The sequence below is a fragment of the Peptostreptococcus stomatis DSM 17678 genome, assembly GCF_000147675.1.
GTDB lineage: Bacteria > Bacillota > Clostridia > Peptostreptococcales > Peptostreptococcaceae > Peptostreptococcus > Peptostreptococcus stomatis.
This window is the reverse complement of record NZ_ADGQ01000066.1, coordinates 19,477-35,819: the sequence shown is the minus strand read 5'-3', so window position 1 is coordinate 35,819 and position 16,343 is coordinate 19,477. Positions and strand designations below refer to the sequence as shown.

General features: G+C 38.0%; 16 protein-coding genes. All 16 read left to right on the top strand.

All coding sequences use genetic code 11. The features are described from left to right. The first annotated feature begins 13 nt into the window (after nt 1–13). The 16 genes from HMPREF0634_RS07615 (at nt 14) to HMPREF0634_RS07540 (ending at nt 16,338) form a co-directional block, all read left to right on the top strand. Nucleotides 14–568 carry a 5' nucleotidase, NT5C type gene (locus tag HMPREF0634_RS07615; RefSeq protein ID WP_007790524.1) on the top strand — a complete coding sequence of 185 codons (555 nt, stop codon included), beginning with the start codon at nt 14–16 and terminating at the stop codon, nt 566–568. A 320-nt stretch (nt 569–888) separates the two neighbouring features. Continuing rightward, on the top strand, nt 889–1,140 hold the full coding sequence (locus HMPREF0634_RS07610; protein ID WP_040565901.1) for a hypothetical protein: 252 nt from the start codon (nt 889–891) through the stop codon (nt 1,138–1,140). Nucleotides 1,141–1,252: 112 nt separating this feature from the next. After that, nucleotides 1,253–1,813: a nitroreductase family protein gene (locus HMPREF0634_RS07605; protein ID WP_007790501.1), complete on the top strand. Its 561-nt coding sequence runs from the start codon at nt 1,253–1,255 to the stop codon at nt 1,811–1,813. A 17-nt stretch (nt 1,814–1,830) separates the two neighbouring features. After that, on the top strand, nt 1,831–3,696 hold the full coding sequence (locus HMPREF0634_RS07600) for a cation:proton antiporter (RefSeq protein ID WP_007790492.1): 1,866 nt from the start codon (nt 1,831–1,833) through the stop codon (nt 3,694–3,696). Nucleotides 3,697–3,841: 145 nt separating this feature from the next. Beyond that, nucleotides 3,842–5,077, top strand: a complete 1,236-nt coding sequence (locus HMPREF0634_RS07595) for a GspE/PulE family protein (RefSeq protein ID WP_007790568.1) — start codon at nt 3,842–3,844, stop codon at nt 5,075–5,077. Next, on the top strand, nt 5,049–6,104 hold the full coding sequence (locus tag HMPREF0634_RS07590; RefSeq protein ID WP_007790556.1) for a type II secretion system F family protein: 1,056 nt from the start codon (nt 5,049–5,051) through the stop codon (nt 6,102–6,104). Before HMPREF0634_RS07595 ends, HMPREF0634_RS07590 begins: the two co-directional genes overlap by 29 nt. Nucleotides 6,105–6,228: 124 nt before the next feature. Then, on the top strand, nt 6,229–6,618 hold the full coding sequence (locus HMPREF0634_RS07585) for a type II secretion system protein (RefSeq protein WP_007790529.1): 390 nt from the start codon (nt 6,229–6,231) through the stop codon (nt 6,616–6,618). Between the two features lie 81 nt (nt 6,619–6,699). Next, entirely contained in the window at nt 6,700–8,100 is a 1,401-nt protein-coding gene (locus HMPREF0634_RS07580) for a hypothetical protein (RefSeq protein ID WP_040565900.1), read from the top strand. Nucleotides 8,101–8,134: 34 nt separating this feature from the next. Then, entirely contained in the window at nt 8,135–8,569 is a 435-nt protein-coding gene (locus HMPREF0634_RS07575) for a hypothetical protein (RefSeq protein WP_007790498.1), read from the top strand. Between the two features lie 175 nt (nt 8,570–8,744). Then, entirely contained in the window at nt 8,745–9,812 is a 1,068-nt protein-coding gene (locus tag HMPREF0634_RS07570; RefSeq protein ID WP_007790609.1) for an SEC-C domain-containing protein, read from the top strand. An 8-nt stretch (nt 9,813–9,820) separates the two neighbouring features. Then, entirely contained in the window at nt 9,821–10,195 is a 375-nt protein-coding gene (locus tag HMPREF0634_RS07565) for a hypothetical protein (RefSeq protein WP_007790621.1), read from the top strand. 150 nt (nt 10,196–10,345) lie between these two features. Next, entirely contained in the window at nt 10,346–11,959 is a 1,614-nt protein-coding gene (locus HMPREF0634_RS07560; RefSeq protein ID WP_007790557.1) for an NAD(P)/FAD-dependent oxidoreductase, read from the top strand. A 91-nt stretch (nt 11,960–12,050) separates the two neighbouring features. After that, entirely contained in the window at nt 12,051–13,397 is a 1,347-nt protein-coding gene (locus HMPREF0634_RS07555; RefSeq protein WP_007790549.1) for a glucose-6-phosphate isomerase, read from the top strand. Between the two features lie 242 nt (nt 13,398–13,639). Then, nucleotides 13,640–14,077: a MarR family winged helix-turn-helix transcriptional regulator gene (locus HMPREF0634_RS07550; RefSeq protein ID WP_007790587.1), complete on the top strand. Its 438-nt coding sequence runs from the start codon at nt 13,640–13,642 to the stop codon at nt 14,075–14,077. Then, nucleotides 14,067–15,608 (top strand): ABC transporter permease/substrate-binding protein, encoded by a 1,542-nt coding sequence (locus HMPREF0634_RS07545; RefSeq protein ID WP_007790604.1) that lies wholly within the window; start codon nt 14,067–14,069, stop codon nt 15,606–15,608. Before HMPREF0634_RS07550 ends, HMPREF0634_RS07545 begins: the two co-directional genes overlap by 11 nt. A gap of 1 nt (nt 15,609) precedes the next feature. Further along, nucleotides 15,610–16,338: an ATP-binding cassette domain-containing protein gene (locus HMPREF0634_RS07540; RefSeq protein WP_007790544.1), complete on the top strand. Its 729-nt coding sequence runs from the start codon at nt 15,610–15,612 to the stop codon at nt 16,336–16,338. Nucleotides 16,339–16,343: the final 5 nt, after the last annotated feature.

Below are 16,343 nucleotides of genomic sequence, written 5' to 3'. Positions count from 1 at the left end.
AAAGGGGGAAGATATGAAGAGAAATATATGTATAGATATAGATGGTACAATGACAAGTCCATATTTTTTTATACCATATTTAAATAAACTAACCGGTAAAAATTTAGGCATAGAGGACTATACATCTATAGACTGGAATGATACCTATGGACCAGAACACAGCCAGATGTACAAGGATTTTGACCATATCCATACGGATATATACTGGGAAAATAAGCTGGTAGAAGGTGCCAGGGAGGTTGTCAATGACCTATATGACAGGGGTGACAGGGTATATATAGTAACTGCCAGGAGTAGTGCCATAGCTAATGTTACCAATGCCTGGATAGACAGGCAGGGAATAAACTATACTGATATTTTTTCTATTAGTGGCAATGGTGGCAAGGTAGCCATGGCTGAAAAATTGGCCTGTGACTGCTTTATAGAAGATGACCCATCTAATGCCATAAACCTGGATAAGGCAGGCTATAAGGTAATACTTATGGATGCCACGTACAATAGGAATATAGAGGGTGACAATATTACTAGGGTATCAAGTTGGGAAGAGGTAAGGGAGCTACTCTTATAGATAAAAATATAAATTTTAATTGCATGATTTTAAGCCTTGACAATATGAAAAGTTCTATGTCGAATAAGGTTGATGATAATTTGAACTAATAAAATCTATTAAATTATGTGGCAGCATCCATAGCAAACCGGCAATTATGGATGTTGTCATTTTTGTATAGTTATATTGAATAAAAATAGGTAGAGATACATGAAAAAACAAAAAAATGAATGAACTTGTCTATTTATGGATAAAAAATACTTATATTCATGTATAATAATTGTATAAAAATACACAGTTAAGAGTATATATATACATAAAAAATAATTGGAGGTTATAAGATGAAATCACAAGATAATGTTTTTGAAAGTAAGTCAGGTATCAGGTTAGATACACCGGTTACTGAACTTTTTGAAAAATTTAGTTACCTAAAGGAATATATAATATCGGTAAATCCAAGGTTCAACCAGCTGCAGTTTCTCGCTGCCAATGGTGACCTAGCCAAGATGACCCTTAGTGATTTGGCTGATTTGGGCCAGATGCCAGGAGAGTCCTTGATATATATGATGGAGTCAAGAATTTCTGAAGAATAGGGGTCTATAATAGACTTGGTTTTTATATAAAGATTGGCCAGTTTAATTTATAAGTAATAATTATAGGAGGACCAGTCTTTAACTTATTAGTTTAATCTAGGGGAGGTAAAAAATGGATATATTAGAGTGCATAAGGTCTAGGAGGAGTGTCAGAAGCTTCACTGACCAAGAATTAACTTATGATGAAATAATGGAACTGATTGACCTTGGTATGTGTGCCCCAACGGGCCAATACCGTCAACCTTGGGGATTTGTAATAATTCAGGACCCTGAAGAAATCAAGAGGTGGTCGGATATTGGTAAGGAAGATATCCTGTCTAGGATAGATGACCTGCCAGCCTATCAAAAATATATAAACTGGTTTAAAGATCCAGACTTCAACCTGTTTTATGGGGCAAAAAATCTGCTTATAGTATTTGGAGAAAATACTTCTCCATGGTATATAGAGGATTGTTGCTGTCTGGCTCAGAATATGATCCTGGCTGGCTTTAGCAAGGGTATAGGGTCATGTTGGATAGGTTTTGGTCAAGAAATATTTAACAGAGAAGATTTTAAGAAGGAATATAATATACCGGAATCTTATGTGTCTATAGCACCCTTGATTTTAGGCTATATGGAATCAAAGCCAAAGCCACCTAAGAGGAAGGAAGCCCTTATTTTCTCAAAAAAATAAAGGAAGGGAGGGGTTTGATGAAGATATCGGCCACATTTGCAGTTTCATTAATAATATTTTTAGGAATATTTTCACAGTGGTTGGCCTGGAAGATTTCCAAACCAGCCATAGTAATAATGAGTTTAGCCGGCTTAATTGTTGGACCATTTCTAAATATAATAGTGCCATCACAAGTCTTGGGAGATGGCCTATACAAGTCAATAATATCTATATCAGTAGCCATAATTTTATTCGAGGGAAGTTTATCCTTGGATTTCAAGGAGATTACTGATACCAGGATGACTATCAAGAGGATAGTAGTCTTTGGAGCTTTGATAGCCTGGATTTTGGGAAGTTTAAGTGCCTACTTCCTGGCTGGTCTATCCATTACCACATCCCTGGTCATAGGGGCGGTTTTAATTGTTACAGGACCAACTGTAATAATAGCCCTGTTAAGGCAGGCCAAGTTGGATGCTAAGGTATCTACAATCCTAAAATGGGAGGGTATCCTGGTAGACCCAATGGGGGCAATTTTGGCAGTCCTATCCTTTGAGGCAGCCAAGGTTCTTACATCTCCAAATGTGAATGCAGGTATACTGGTCCAGTTTGGGATAGGTGTTGTGATTGCAGCAATAATAGGTGGCCTGGTGGGTGTGGGAACCGGTAAGGCCCTACAGAAAGATTACTTCCCGGAATATTTAAAGTCAGCCATAGTACTATGTCTGGTCTTGGGAACCTTTAGTTTGAGTGAATTTATTACACATGAGACAGGTCTTTTGGCAGTTACAGTAATGGGTGTAATCCTGGCTAATATGCATATATCGTCTATTGAACAGGTAATGCACTTCAATGAAAATATATCTGTAATATTGACATCTTCAGTGTTTATCATGCTGACAGCATCCCTGTCTAGGACTGTCCTGGTAGATATATTCCAGTTGAAGATAATACTATTTGTCCTGTCCATGTTATTTATAGTTAGGCCCCTATCCATATGGTTGTCGACCATAGGAACGGACCTTAGCCTTAAGGAAAAGACCCTTATAGGATGGATTGCACCAAGGGGTATAGTAGCATTGACTGTTACAGGTTACTTCAGCCATCTATTGGTTGAAGAGGGCTACCAGGATGCAGAACTCCTACTAGCCCTGACTTTTGCCTTGGTAATAGTAACTGTGGTTGCCCATGGGTTTTCCATCCAGCCACTGGCAAAAAAGCTTGGCCTGGCCCATGATGGTAAGCCTGGTGTGGTAATAGTAGGTTCTAATCCATTTACAGTAGCAATGGCAAAATTCTTGAATACCTGGGATATACCTAGCCTGATAGTTGACTATAGTGGTAAAAACCTGGAAAATGTTATAAATACAGATATAGAGACCTACCAGGGAGAAATCCTATACGAGGTTGCCAACTACAATCTAGACCTGGTAATCTACAAGAAGATGCTCTTAAATACGCCAATACCCCTATATAATATACTGGTATCCAATGAGTTTGTAGGTAAGTTTGAGCATAGCAGTATTTGTATAATCAATGTCCTGGGTGACAAGGTAAGGTCTGACTTTAAAGAACTTCAAAATATAGGTGTACCTAGGCTGGGTGACTACAGGGCCACATACCTGAGCCTTATCAGGTTGGTTGAAGACGGTTATGACTTTACTGCTACACAGATTACGGAGGATTTGACAGAAGAGGAATACTATAGGGTTATGGACTATAGGAGGATCAATATATTCACTATGACTGAGACTGGAGATATTGAATTCTTTACTACAGAACATAAGCCAAGGATTTCTAGCGGAGATTATATAGTATCTCTTACACCACCTAGTCCGGATGATACTGGTCAGCACTTGGAGTTTACAACATCACGTGCAGACTTTAATACTATACAGAATAGTTAAAAAAGATATTAGGGTAGGATAGTAGGTCCTGCCCTAGTTTAGCTAGGTATAAGATAAAACTAGATATGATTTTAAATAAAAATAACTTTTCGGGGTTATTTTTATTTTTTTGTCTATATATCTGTGAGTAAGGAGGTAGAGGATTTTGGAGAATATTTTGTCGACAGTAGTTCCCAAAAAGATGGCGGATAAGTATTGTATATTTCCGCTCAGTGCCAGCGATACCAAACTAGAGATTTTGATGGCTGAATTCGATATTGGCCTGGTTAATAGCCTCAGGGCCATATCTGGTAGAGAAATAGGGGTCAGGCTTGATACCAGGGACAATATAAGAAGGTTGATAAACCAGTCATATAAGGACCTAGACAAGGATCCTGAAACTATGGCCAAAGAAATAGTAGATGATATAATCAGCCAGGCTATTGGGTCTGATATAAGTGATATCCATATAGAACCCTTTAGCAAGGAAATTTTGGTAAGGTATAGGTCAAATGGAGACCTGGTACTAGTAGATAGGCTGTCGCTGACTAACCACCACGAAATTAGTACCATTATCAAGCTAAGAGCTTCTTGTGACATAACTGAAAAGAGGCTACCCCAGGATGGTCGTTTTAGCTATGAATATAAGGGTCAGGATGTTGATATAAGGTTGAGTACTATACCGACCATATATGGAGAGAAACTGGTTATGAGGATTTTGAACAAGGCAAGTTCCATAAGAAGTATGAAAGAACTAGGCTTTTCTAGCCATGCTGAAGACATAATCGGAAGTATCCTAGACCAAAAGTGTGGCATGATAATCGTATCAGGCCCCACCGGTAGTGGTAAGTCATCGACCGTATATTCCTTGCTCAATCAATTAAAAGATAAGAGTATTAATATAACAACTATAGAAGACCCGGTTGAGTACAAGATAGATGGTATCAACCAGGTACAGGTAAATTACAAGGCAGGCCTAAGGTTTGATAATGGGCTAAAGTCAATTTTGAGGCAGGACCCAGACTGCATTGTTGTAGGGGAGATTAGGGATGTGGAGACGGCCCAAATAGCCCTAAGGGCTGCCATAACAGGTCACCTCGTAATTACTACCCTCCACACTAATGATGCGATTTCAGCTATCGTTAGGCTTGAAGATATGGGGATAGATAAGTATATGATTAATTCAGCCCTGGTGGGTGTTATAGCCCAACGCCTGGTCAAGAAAAAACTGATAATAAGGGGGTCTAATGACGAATCCAGGACCCTTATATATGAGATTTTACAGATGGACGACCAACTAAGGTCTGGTGTAAAGTCTGGCTGGGAAGCCAAGAAGATAAGGGCACTAGCTATAGAAAATGGAATGGTGACATATGAAGATTCTATTGCAGAAAAAAATTAGGGATAAGGAGCTCAAGCTCATATGCCAGCAGATAGCCAGCATGGAGAAGTCAGGTTGTGACCTTATGACCATATTTGATACCATAATTAATACATCCTCCAAGAAGGTGTCAGGAGTCATGGCTATGGTAAAGAGGAATATAGAGAGGGGGAGGACTATGACAGAGGCCTTTTATTTGACGAATGCCTTTTCCGTATTTTTTATCAGTATGATAAGGGCAGGTGAGGTCAGCGGTAATATTGACTTTGTTTTTGAAAAAATGACCGCCTACTATGATAGGGAGTACAGGCTTAAAAACAAATTAATAGCAGCTGCCATATACCCCATGATTTTGGTTTTTGTTACCCTTCTTTGCCTGGTTTTTATGCTGGTATTTGTTGTACCAAATTTTGAAAGTGCCTTTGCTGTAGACATGGACCAGCTACCAGTAGCCACTAGGAGCCTCTTTGGCTTGTCTAGGTTTTTGAGGGCGAATCTCTTGATTCTATTGGTATTCTCAATCTTATTGCTAGTATCCTTGGTCCAGATGGTAAAAAATAGCAGGGAAATCAGGGCCTGGTATGATAAGAAGAAGTTTGAAATACCCAAGGTTGGGACCATAAACAGGATGGTAGTTTCAGATAATTTTTCCAGGGCTATGGCAATCTTGTTAGGAAGTGGTATACACATAGGAGAGTCTATAGATATCACGACTAGGCTGCTGGATAATTCATACATAGAAAGAAAAATGAAGATGGTAGGAGACCATATTAAAAAGGGTAAGTCAGTGACCAGGTCTCTTGAACTATCGGGTATCTTTCCCCAGGTTTTCATATCCATGCTTATGTCTGGAGAGGAATCTGGTAATTTTGATAAGAGCCTGGAGATGGCCTCTAGCTACTATGAAAAGGAATTAGACCTAGAGCTGGAAAATCTGGTGAAAATTGTTGAGCCAGCCCTAATACTTCTAATGGGCCTTATAATAGGGGGCTGCCTATATGCTATCCTGTCACCTATGTTTGATATGATATCAAGCCTAGGCCAGTAGAAATCTTATATACGAAGATGTGATATGGTAGAAGGTTGAGTAACCTAAGCCCAACAGTAGGGTGCTTATTCTATGGTTGATAATATGGATTTGGGTCCATAGGATAATTTTGGAGGTAATTTTAATGGATAAGTTAAGGGTAGAAAATACAAGTCTTAGAAAAACTAAAAAGAGAAGGGGTTTTACCTTGGTGGAATTAGTGATTGTGGTAGCGATAATTGGCATACTTGCCGGTGTTGTAGCTATCAAATTCTCAGGTGCCCAGAAGAAGGCCAAGGAAAATGCAGACTATGCTAATGCTTCTAATATTGCAACAGCAGTATATATGGCAGAGAGTGAAGGTAAGGAAGGCGATGACATAAAGAATATTGACAAGCTGGTAGAGGCCAAATACCTATCTAGCAAGCCAAAGCCACAGAGTGTGACAGGTGACTTTGCTGTAGAAGAGGATGCCGTTAGCAAGGAGTTAAAGGTAACTGCCGGTGGCAAGACCTTCTATCCAAAGCCAGACTAAGCCTGATGGCAAGATGATGAGTTAGGGACTTTAACCTAATTTGGATATTTTAACTATATTTTATATTATAGGGGGTAGAAGATGGTTTTATTTATAGGATTTGAGACAAGGGGATATAGGCTGACAGTCTACTCTAGGTCTGGAGAACCAAGTTTCCTGTTTGACCAGTACTACCCCCTGGATATAGACATGGACTCTATCTTTGACAAACAAAATGAAATTGCCTACAAGATTTGTGAGAATATTGCTTTCTTGGAGAAGAAGCTAGGCTCTAAAATTAAGAAGTTTTATATGGTGTGTCAGAATAACCATGTAGTCGTCAGAAATATAGAGGTCTTGAAGAATTCCAAGAGGAAGGATATAGACCTGGTCGTAGATATAGAGATAATGGAATTATTAAATTTAGATAAGGACAACTATAGTTTGGTATATAAGAGGGGGCAGGTGGATGAAAATGATATGGTTTCTCTGGATATCTGCCTATTTCCAAATTATTTTTACCAGCTAGCTAAATACATAGAAAAAAATGTCAAGATAAGGTGCATGGCCATATATACCAACTACCAGCTGGCAGGTCATTTTATAGAAAATATGGTTGAATACTTTGCCCTAATGGAGGTTAGGGATACCGACCTGGTTTTAACCATACTTGATGGGATAAGGATAAAGAGTTCAATCGTTGTAGACCAGTCATACAGGGACGAAAACTTTATATCTTACCTCAATAGCCAGGGCAAGGTCCTGGTCTTTGGTGATTACGGGAGTCATAGGTTCAAAGACCTTGTAGGTTCTCTTACTAATATGGAAACCCTAGATGACTATAGGCCAAATACTTTTGGTAAAATCTTGGAAGGCAAGGACCAGTCCCTAATAGGTGGAAAGAAGTCTAAGAAAGATAGGCTAGTAGACTACTACATGGAAAATGTGAGGAAGTCAAAATTAAATACCTATCTTATGAGATTTATGGTCCTTATATCTGTCCTATTTATACTTATGGGCAGTCGGGTATTTATGAACAACCGCAGTCTCAACAGGGACTTGCAGGAGGCCAGGGTCCAATCCCTATCTAGGGACACTCGTCAAGTTGACAGACCCAAGAAAATTGACAAAAACATATATGGCCTTGATATTGTCAAGGTATATGAAATTCACAAAAAGTTGGGAAATATGGTAAAGAAAATAGACTATGATAGGGACAGGTTACTTGTAGAGTTTGAACTTGATGACCAGGCTAAGATAAGGGCTATAAGTTCTGACAAGTTATTTGACAAGGCAAGCATACAATCAATTAGCAAGGTGGAATACTATGTAGAAAAAGAAGTTGAGCGTAAGATAGAGAAAAAGCCTGATCCAAGTCAGGATGACCAGGACCAGGCTGGTCAGGAAACTAGCCCCAAGCCAGATGAAAAATTTGAGCTTGTCAAGGAGAAGGTCAAGACGAAGGCCTACAAGTACCTGGTAAAATTGGAAATAAAGAATTGACCGTATAGGGCATGAAAGCCTATAGGAGGGAAGGATGAGGATTGATAAAAACATACTGTACATACTGGCATTTTTTGGCCTTATGGTCTTGATTAACACTACTTTAGTGGACCCAATGAAGGAAAAAAACAGGGACTTGGCCCTCCAGATTGAAAGTATAAAGAGAAGTGACAGTTCGGATAATCAGGATATGGGAGGCCAATTTAGGAGGTCTGGTAAGGGACCTGATATGGCTAGGGACCTTGGTCTTTATGAAATATCCAAAAAGGGACTTTCTATTGAGTCTATGGAAGCTATAGAAGGTAATGGATACAGGCAGTATGAAATAAGCATATCAGGGAAGGGGGACTCCCTTTTAAAGTTTGTCCAGGGATTAAAGTCTATGGACAATAAGTTAGTTGTAGAAAGTCTTAACTATGATGGCCAGGGCCAGTCAAAATATGTAATAAAACTACATTTTTTTGATTAGAGGACATCTCATAATTAATATAATTAACACTATATTGTCAGATTAAATTGACTGTGATATAATTTAAAGTATTGTTTATTATTTTGTATAGGACTAGCCTTTGTACATATTTTAATAAAGCAATATTTATGTGTGAAATGTCTTTTAGATAGAAAATAGTAGGGAGCAGTTACATATGTTGAATAGAAATGATTTGTGCCATTGTGGAAGTGGTAAAAAATATAAAAAATGTTGTATGGATAAGGACTTGGCAGACCACAGGATGGTCTTGGGCCAGAAGACTCTGCACGACAAAAAGCAAAAGGCAAATGAGGCATATACAAGGGCAATCATTGGCCTTAGTGAGTCTTTAGAAGACCTGATTGAAAATGATGAGACCTTTGCCAGCAAGGAAGAGGAAGCAAGGAATATATTCTTTGATGATATGATTGTAAACAATATAGCTTCAAACAGGTTCTTTGCATCATACTTCTCATATGACTATATGGTTGATGGGGAAAATACTCCTGCTATGTATGTCCTAGGTCATAAAAAGTTTAATAAGAATGATAGGGAGATAGTTGTTAACTGCCTAAACTCTCACCCAAGCTTGTTTGTTATAGACAGGTTTGAAGGTTTAGAGGTAGTGATTAGAGATATCTTTACAGGTATCCAGTACTATACTCTTGATGCAGAAATCTTGGCAGGATTTGAAGTAGGCCAGTACCTATTGGCCAGACCAGTCAAGGTTGGCAATATATATGTCTTGACTGATTTGACAATTAGAATCCAGGAAGATGCCAAGGATTACATCTACAATGATGTAATGAATGAGTATAAGGGAGACCTGAATAATATAGCTAATATAGACTACTTTATATCTATAAATTCCCTATACTTCTACAAGCACATGTTGAACTTGTTGCAGATGAGTGACTATAAGGACAGCATGATGGAAGAAAGCCTACATGACTTAGAAGATGAGGAAGATTCAGGCTCAATTTCAAACCTAGAAGACCTGCTTAGGTCAAAAATTGAAGAGGAAGATGTCCTGGTTAAGGTTATGGACTTATGGTCAGAAATTTCATCCAAGCTGAACCTGGCAGGTGCAGAAAATGGATGGGCTTCAGGCCTTGAATACTACTATAGGAAGTCTATAGGAGAGAGTATTACCCAGAACTCTATAGCCCAGAAGTACGATGTAAGTACTAGTACTCTAGCCAAGAGAAATAAAGAAATACTAGCAGTTGTTGAAGGTGAATAGGAGGAAATATGCAGTTAAAAGTAGGGAATAGTATACCAGTATCTACTAATTTTATAAAATCACATCCAGCTATACCGGTTTACAAGGGTGAAGAAAGTATAGAAAACCTATTTGCTGTTATCTACCATATAGAAATTGGATACAATAAGGCTGGTAGGCAGGAAGTTCTTCAGTATGTGATAGTTGACTACAAGGAATACTCACTGGCACCTGACAATAAGGAAGCTATAATGTATATAGCCAACCAGTATTGCAGGGACAAGGGAATTAAAGATAATGAAAACCTTGAAATCAAGCTGTTAGACAATGAAATAGCCGAAAACTTTATTGAAAAGATATTTAATAATATGAAGGTTATAAGGGGCTTGATTACTAAGGACTAAGCCAAATCTATGAGATGATAAGACTAAATTACAGTATTTCTTTTGTGATTTAGTCTTTTTTATATATTTGATGAAATTAAAAGCTAGGCCCAGGCCAGGTGATTTAAAGCATGAGAAGCCTGATTAACCTGTGGTCAGGAAGGAGGAAGCATGTTAAGAGTATCTAATATAAAAATTGATATAGACCAGCCAATAGACCTAGTGAGGTCTAAGTTGTGCAAAAAATTGAGGATACATGACAATGATATAGTTGACTACAGCATCTATAAGGAATCCATAGATGCCAGAAAGAAAGACCAGATAAGTTTTGTATATACAGTGGATGTCAGTCTTAAGTCTGAAAAAAAGGTCTTGGCTAGAAAACCAAAGGACACGGTCTTTATAGAGACCAACAGGTATCAAGATGTCAAACCAGGCCAGGAGACTATGAAGCACCAACCCCTTGTAGTTGGTGCAGGTCCAGCCGGACTTTTTGCCAGCCTCTTACTGGCCCAGAGGGGTTATAGACCAATTCTATTAGAAAGGGGCCAGGATGTTGATACCAGGACTGCTGATATAGACAAGTTTTGGGAGACAGGCATCCTGAATGACAGGTCCAATGTCCAGTTTGGTGAAGGAGGGGCAGGAACCTTTTCTGATGGCAAGCTGACAACCAGAATAAAGGACATCAGGAGTGAAAAGGTCCTAAGAGAGTTTGTACTAGCAGGGGCACCAGAGGACATCCTCTATTCCCACAAGCCACATGTTGGTACTGATATATTGAAGAATGTAGTAAAAAATATAAGGCAGGAAATAATCCGTCTAGGTGGCCAGGTTAGGTTTTCCAACCAGTTGACTGATATAAACCTAGTAGGTGACCAGATAGTGTCTGTAAGAGTAAATGACCATGAAGACCTGGCCTGTCAGGACCTAATACTGGCTACAGGTCATAGTGCCAGAGATACCTACAGGATGCTCAATTCAAGAGGTCTGCATATGGAACAAAAGCCCTTTGCAATAGGGGCCAGGATCGAACACCCCCAAGACCTAATCAACAAGGCCCAGTATGGAAAATTTGCGGGCCATGAAAGGTTGGGGGCAGCAGATTACAGGCTGACTAGCCAGGTGGAAAATGGCAGGAGTGTATATACCTTCTGCATGTGTCCGGGGGGCAGCGTAATAGCCTCAGCCAGTAGTCAGGGTCACCTGGTTACAAATGGTATGAGTGAGCATGCCAGGGACCTGGAAAATGCCAACAGTGGACTCTTGGTCAATGTAACAATAGATGACTATGGTTCAGACCACCCCCTAGCTGGCATAGACTTTCAGGAAAAATATGAGGCCATGGCTTTTGAACTGGGAGGTAGCAATTACCATGCACCCTGCCAACTGGTAGGAGATTTCCTGGCAGGTAGGCCATCTAGAGGTCTTGCTAGTGTAAGACCATCATATAGGCCGGGTGTAAAGCCCACAGACTTGGCCTTGTGCCTACCTGACTTCGTAGTAGAAGCAATGAGGCAGGGCCTAGTAGATATGGACAAGAGACTCAAGGGATTTGCCATGCCAGATGCCGTCCTTACAGGTGTAGAGACTAGATCATCGGCCCCAGTCAGGATAAATAGGGACAAGTCTAGCCTCAAGTCTGTAAATATTGGCAACCTTTACCCTTGTGGAGAGGGGGCAGGCTATGCAGGTGGTATAGTTACAGCTGCAGTCGACGGTATAAAGTGTGCAGAAAAAATAATTGAAAAATATTCGCCATTAGATACCAAAAATGGTGACTAGTGGTATAATGTAAATAATGGATTGGTTATTTTGGTAATATAACGACTGTGGTAGAGTCGTTTTATAAATAAAAAGTAATAGAGGAGGCAATATGAGTAATATTAAATTTGATTACAGTAAGGCTGAAAAGTTTTTGGCCAAGAGAGAAGTAGAGGCTATGCAGCCATTCGTTGACGTAGCACACGACCTATTACATGAGGGCAGGTCTTTGGGTAATGACTACATAGGTTGGATTGACCTTCCAGTAAACTACGACAAGGATGAATTTGCCAGGATTAAAAAGGCAGCGGACAAGATTAAGTCTGATTCAGAAATATTGGTAGTTATAGGTATAGGTGGTTCTTACCTGGGTGCCAAGGCAGCCATAGAAATGTTGGGTAAAAATTTCAAAAACAACTTGAGTAAGGAAGAGAGACAGGCTCCAGAAATATATTTTGCAGGTAATAGCATTAGTTCATCTTACCTACTAGACCTATTGGACCTGGTAAAGGATAGGGACTACTCTGTAAATGTAATATCTAAGTCTGGTACTACAACTGAACCAGCCCTTGCCTTTAGAATTTTCAAGGAAGACCTGGAAAAGAGGTATGGTAAGGAAGAAGCAGCCAAGAGGATATATGCAACTACAGATGCCAAGAGGGGGGCTCTTAGGAGTCTGGCTGAGGCAGAAGGTTATGAAACATTTGTAATACCAGATGATGTAGGTGGCAGGTTCTCAGTTCTAACTGCTGTTGGACTACTTCCTATAGCTGCGGCAGGTTTTGATATAGATGCCATGATGAAGGGGGCAGCGGATGCTAGAGAGGAGTACTCTGTAAAAAACCTTGAAAAGAACCAGGCCTACCAGTATGCGGTTGCAAGGACAGTATTACAGAGAAAGGGCAAGGAAACTGAACTATTGGTAAACTATGAACCACAGTTACAGTATTTTGCTGAATGGTGGAAGCAGTTGTTTGGTGAGAGTGAAGGTAAGGACCAGAGGGGTATCTTCCCAGCTTCAGTAAACTTCTCAACTGACCTACACTCAATGGGCCAGTATATACAGGATGGTAGAAGATTTATCTTTGAAACTGTAATTAACGTAGAAAACCCAAGAAGAGATATAGAAATAAAGTTAGACAAGGATGATTTGGACGGTCTAAACTACCTGGCAGGTAGGACTGTTGACTTTGTAAACCACAAGGCCTTCCAGGGAACCCTACTAGCCCATACAGATGGGGATGTACCAAATTTAATCCTAAATGTTGCAAGACTAGATGAATATACATTTGGTCAGATGGTATACTTCTTTGAAAAGGCTTGTGGTATAGGTGGTGTTATCCTTGGTGTTAACCCATTTAACCAGCCAGGAGTAGAGGACTACAAGAGAAATATGTTCGCCCTACTAGGTAAGCCAGGTTATGAAGAAGAAAAGGCGAAATTAGAAGCTAGATTATAGTTTTTCTGTATCAGAGTAAAATGACTATGGTCATAATTTAAATCTATAAAAATATATAAGTCCTTCTATGGTGAAATGAAATTATCATAGGAGGGCTTTTATTGTGTCCTAAAGAATAAGAGATTAAAGAATAAAGGAAAATCAATATAATCACCTAATAAGATATCTACTCTTGACATAAATACTTCTATATACTACAATATAAAAAATAAGTTCTATATAGAAGTTATAAGGAGAAGAATATGAAAACAGAAGGTGGATATTTAATCGGAAGAGCAAAGTTTCTCAGTGGGAGAAAGCTAAATAAATTATTTTCTGAATATGGTCTTACTGAATTTAATGGAGAACAAGGCAAGATATTATATTACTTGTGGAAGAAGGATGGTTTGAGTAGTACATCCATATCTTTGAAAACAGGACTTGCAATCAATACACTGACAAATATGCTTGATAAAATGGAAAAAGAAGACTTAATATATCGTAAGCAAAGCACTAAGGATAAAAGAAAGAAAAATGTATTTTTAACAGATAAAGGAAAATTTTTAGAGTCAAAATCAAAGATAGTTACAGATAAAATGGATGAAATATTCTATAAGGGATTTTCAGAGAGTGAAATAGAAATGTTTGAAAATATGTTAAGGAAAATTATTGTGAATATGGAGGATGGGTATGATAAATAAAATTATAAGAGAGTTAGTTTTAAACCCATCATTCTATTTGAACCTCTTGAAAGAGCACATATATATAACATTTACATCAGTATTTATCGCAATTATTGTAGGTTTATTTATTGGTATATTCATTTCGCAAAAACCTAAAATTGCAGCTTATATCATATCTGTTGTAAATATAGCATATACGATTCCTTCAATAGCCCTTTTGGGTTTTTTGATTTCTATAACTGGAATTGGGAATACAACAGCTATAATTGCACTAAGCATATACGCATTATTGCCTATAGTTAGGAGTACTTATATTGGAATAAGCACGATTGATCCTAATATTATAGAAGCGAGTAGGGCTATGGGTAGCAAGGAATTTCAAATATTGTATAAGATTAAGCTTCCTTTAGCTTTTCCTGTAATATTCTCATCCATCATGAATATGGTTACGATGACAATAGCTTTGGCGGGGATTGCATCCTTTGTAGGGGCAGGTGGCTTAGGTGTAGCAATTTATAGAGGAATTACAACTAATAATGATGTTCTTATTTTGATAGGTAGTTTTCTGATTGCACTATTAGCATTGGTAGTTGATGGTATTTTAAGTCTATTTGGAAAATTGGTATCAGAACATAAAATTAAAAAATTAAAAAATAAAAAAGTGGCAATGGTATCAGGGATTATATTTCTTATAGGTTTATTTATATTAGGTTTTTATCATAACCAAAAAAATAAGAGTATCAATATTGCATCTAAACCTACTTCAGAGAGCTATATTTTGGCTGAACTGGTAGGGGAACTTATAAAGCATGATACCGGATTAAATGTAAATATTACTCATGGAGTAGGAGGAGGAACATCCAATATTCATCCAGCAATAGTAAGAGGTGATTTCGATATGTATCCAGAGTATACAGGAACATCCTGGCAAATAGTGTTAAAGAAAACAGAAACTTACACTAATGAAAAATTTAACCTGCTTGATCAAGAGTATAGACGACAATATAAGTTGGCATGGAAGGGTATGTTTGGGTTTAATGATACCTATAGTTTAGCTATTAGGGCAGATTTGGTAAAGCGGTATAATATAAAAACCTTTAGTGACTTAGCCAAGTATGCAGGAGACTTTGTATTTGGTGCAGAGTATGATTTCTTTGAAAGAGAGGATGGATACAAGGCACTTGCAGATTCGTATAAATTACAATTCAAGAAGGCTGTCGATATGGATAACGGTTTAAAATATCAGGCCTTGTATGACAAAAAAATTGATGTTATGACAGTCTTCACAACAGACGGACAGATATCAGATCCGAGAATTATAGTTCTTGAAGACGACCTGGAATTTTACCCAAAATATATGGCGGGTATGGTTGTAAGAGAAGACACACTGAATAGACATCCAGAATTAAATCTTGTGTTAGATAAATTAAATAATTTAATGGATGAAAAAACTATGTCCTTTTTGAACAAAAAGGTTGAAATTAACAAGGAAAATCCAAGAGATGTTGCGAAAAAATTTTTGATGGAAAAAGGGCTTTTGGAGGAATAAAATGAATGAAATGATTGAGTACAAGGGTATAGGAAAATCATATAATGGGGAATGGATAGTTAGAAATTTCAATCTCGGTATAAAAGAAGGTGACTTTATATGTATAGTAGGAACCTCAGGTTCAGGAAAAACGACACTCTTAAAGATGATTAATGGATTATTGAAGCCAGATGAAGGTGAAATTTTAATCTCAGGTAAAAATATATTGAATGAAGATATGATTTCTCTTAGAAGAAAAATAGGATATGTTATTCAAGGTAATGGGTTATTTCCTCATATGACAGTGGCAGAAAATATTGGCTATATACCAAAACTTGAAAAAAAAGAAGAAAAAGAAATTCAAGTGATTATAGATAAAATGCTTAATCTTGTTGGTTTGCCCTTAGATATAAAAGAAAAATATCCTCATGAATTATCAGGTGGCCAGCAACAACGTGTAGGTATAGCAAGGGCCTATGCTAATTCACCGCATATATTACTTATGGACGAACCCTTTGGTGCAGTGGACTCAATAACACGGTACCAACTTCAAAAAGACTTGATAAAAATTCATAAAGAAACAAATTGTACGATTATATTTATAACACATGATATTTATGAAGCTTTCAAGATGGGAACACACATTTTAGTGATGGACAAAGGTAAAATTCAGCAATATGGAACAAGACAAGAAGTGTGGAATAATCCGAGTAATAATTTTGTGAAAAAATTGATTGAAATGACGAGGTGATATAA

What these genes read in the sequence shown, in the direction of transcription:
- HMPREF0634_RS07615 (WP_007790524.1), top strand. Translation starts at nt 14, where the DNA reads ATGAAGAGAAATATATGTATAGATATAGATGGTACAATGACAAGTCCA.
- HMPREF0634_RS07565 (WP_007790621.1), top strand. Translation starts at nt 9,821, where the DNA reads ATGCAGTTAAAAGTAGGGAATAGTATACCAGTATCTACTAATTTTATA.
- HMPREF0634_RS07610 (WP_040565901.1), top strand. Translation starts at nt 889, where the DNA reads ATGAAATCACAAGATAATGTTTTTGAAAGTAAGTCAGGTATCAGGTTA.
- HMPREF0634_RS07575 (WP_007790498.1), top strand. Translation starts at nt 8,135, where the DNA reads ATGAGGATTGATAAAAACATACTGTACATACTGGCATTTTTTGGCCTT.
- HMPREF0634_RS07605 (WP_007790501.1), top strand. Translation starts at nt 1,253, where the DNA reads ATGGATATATTAGAGTGCATAAGGTCTAGGAGGAGTGTCAGAAGCTTC.
- HMPREF0634_RS07570 (WP_007790609.1), top strand. Translation starts at nt 8,745, where the DNA reads ATGTTGAATAGAAATGATTTGTGCCATTGTGGAAGTGGTAAAAAATAT.
- HMPREF0634_RS07550 (WP_007790587.1), top strand. Translation starts at nt 13,640, where the DNA reads ATGAAAACAGAAGGTGGATATTTAATCGGAAGAGCAAAGTTTCTCAGT.
- HMPREF0634_RS07540 (WP_007790544.1), top strand. Translation starts at nt 15,610, where the DNA reads ATGAATGAAATGATTGAGTACAAGGGTATAGGAAAATCATATAATGGG.
- HMPREF0634_RS07545 (WP_007790604.1), top strand. Translation starts at nt 14,067, where the DNA reads ATGATAAATAAAATTATAAGAGAGTTAGTTTTAAACCCATCATTCTAT.
- HMPREF0634_RS07580 (WP_040565900.1), top strand. Translation starts at nt 6,700, where the DNA reads ATGGTTTTATTTATAGGATTTGAGACAAGGGGATATAGGCTGACAGTC.
- HMPREF0634_RS07585 (WP_007790529.1), top strand. Translation starts at nt 6,229, where the DNA reads ATGGATAAGTTAAGGGTAGAAAATACAAGTCTTAGAAAAACTAAAAAG.
- HMPREF0634_RS07600 (WP_007790492.1), top strand. Translation starts at nt 1,831, where the DNA reads ATGAAGATATCGGCCACATTTGCAGTTTCATTAATAATATTTTTAGGA.
- HMPREF0634_RS07555 (WP_007790549.1), top strand. Translation starts at nt 12,051, where the DNA reads ATGAGTAATATTAAATTTGATTACAGTAAGGCTGAAAAGTTTTTGGCC.
- HMPREF0634_RS07560 (WP_007790557.1), top strand. Translation starts at nt 10,346, where the DNA reads ATGTTAAGAGTATCTAATATAAAAATTGATATAGACCAGCCAATAGAC.
- HMPREF0634_RS07590 (WP_007790556.1), top strand. Translation starts at nt 5,049, where the DNA reads ATGAAGATTCTATTGCAGAAAAAAATTAGGGATAAGGAGCTCAAGCTC.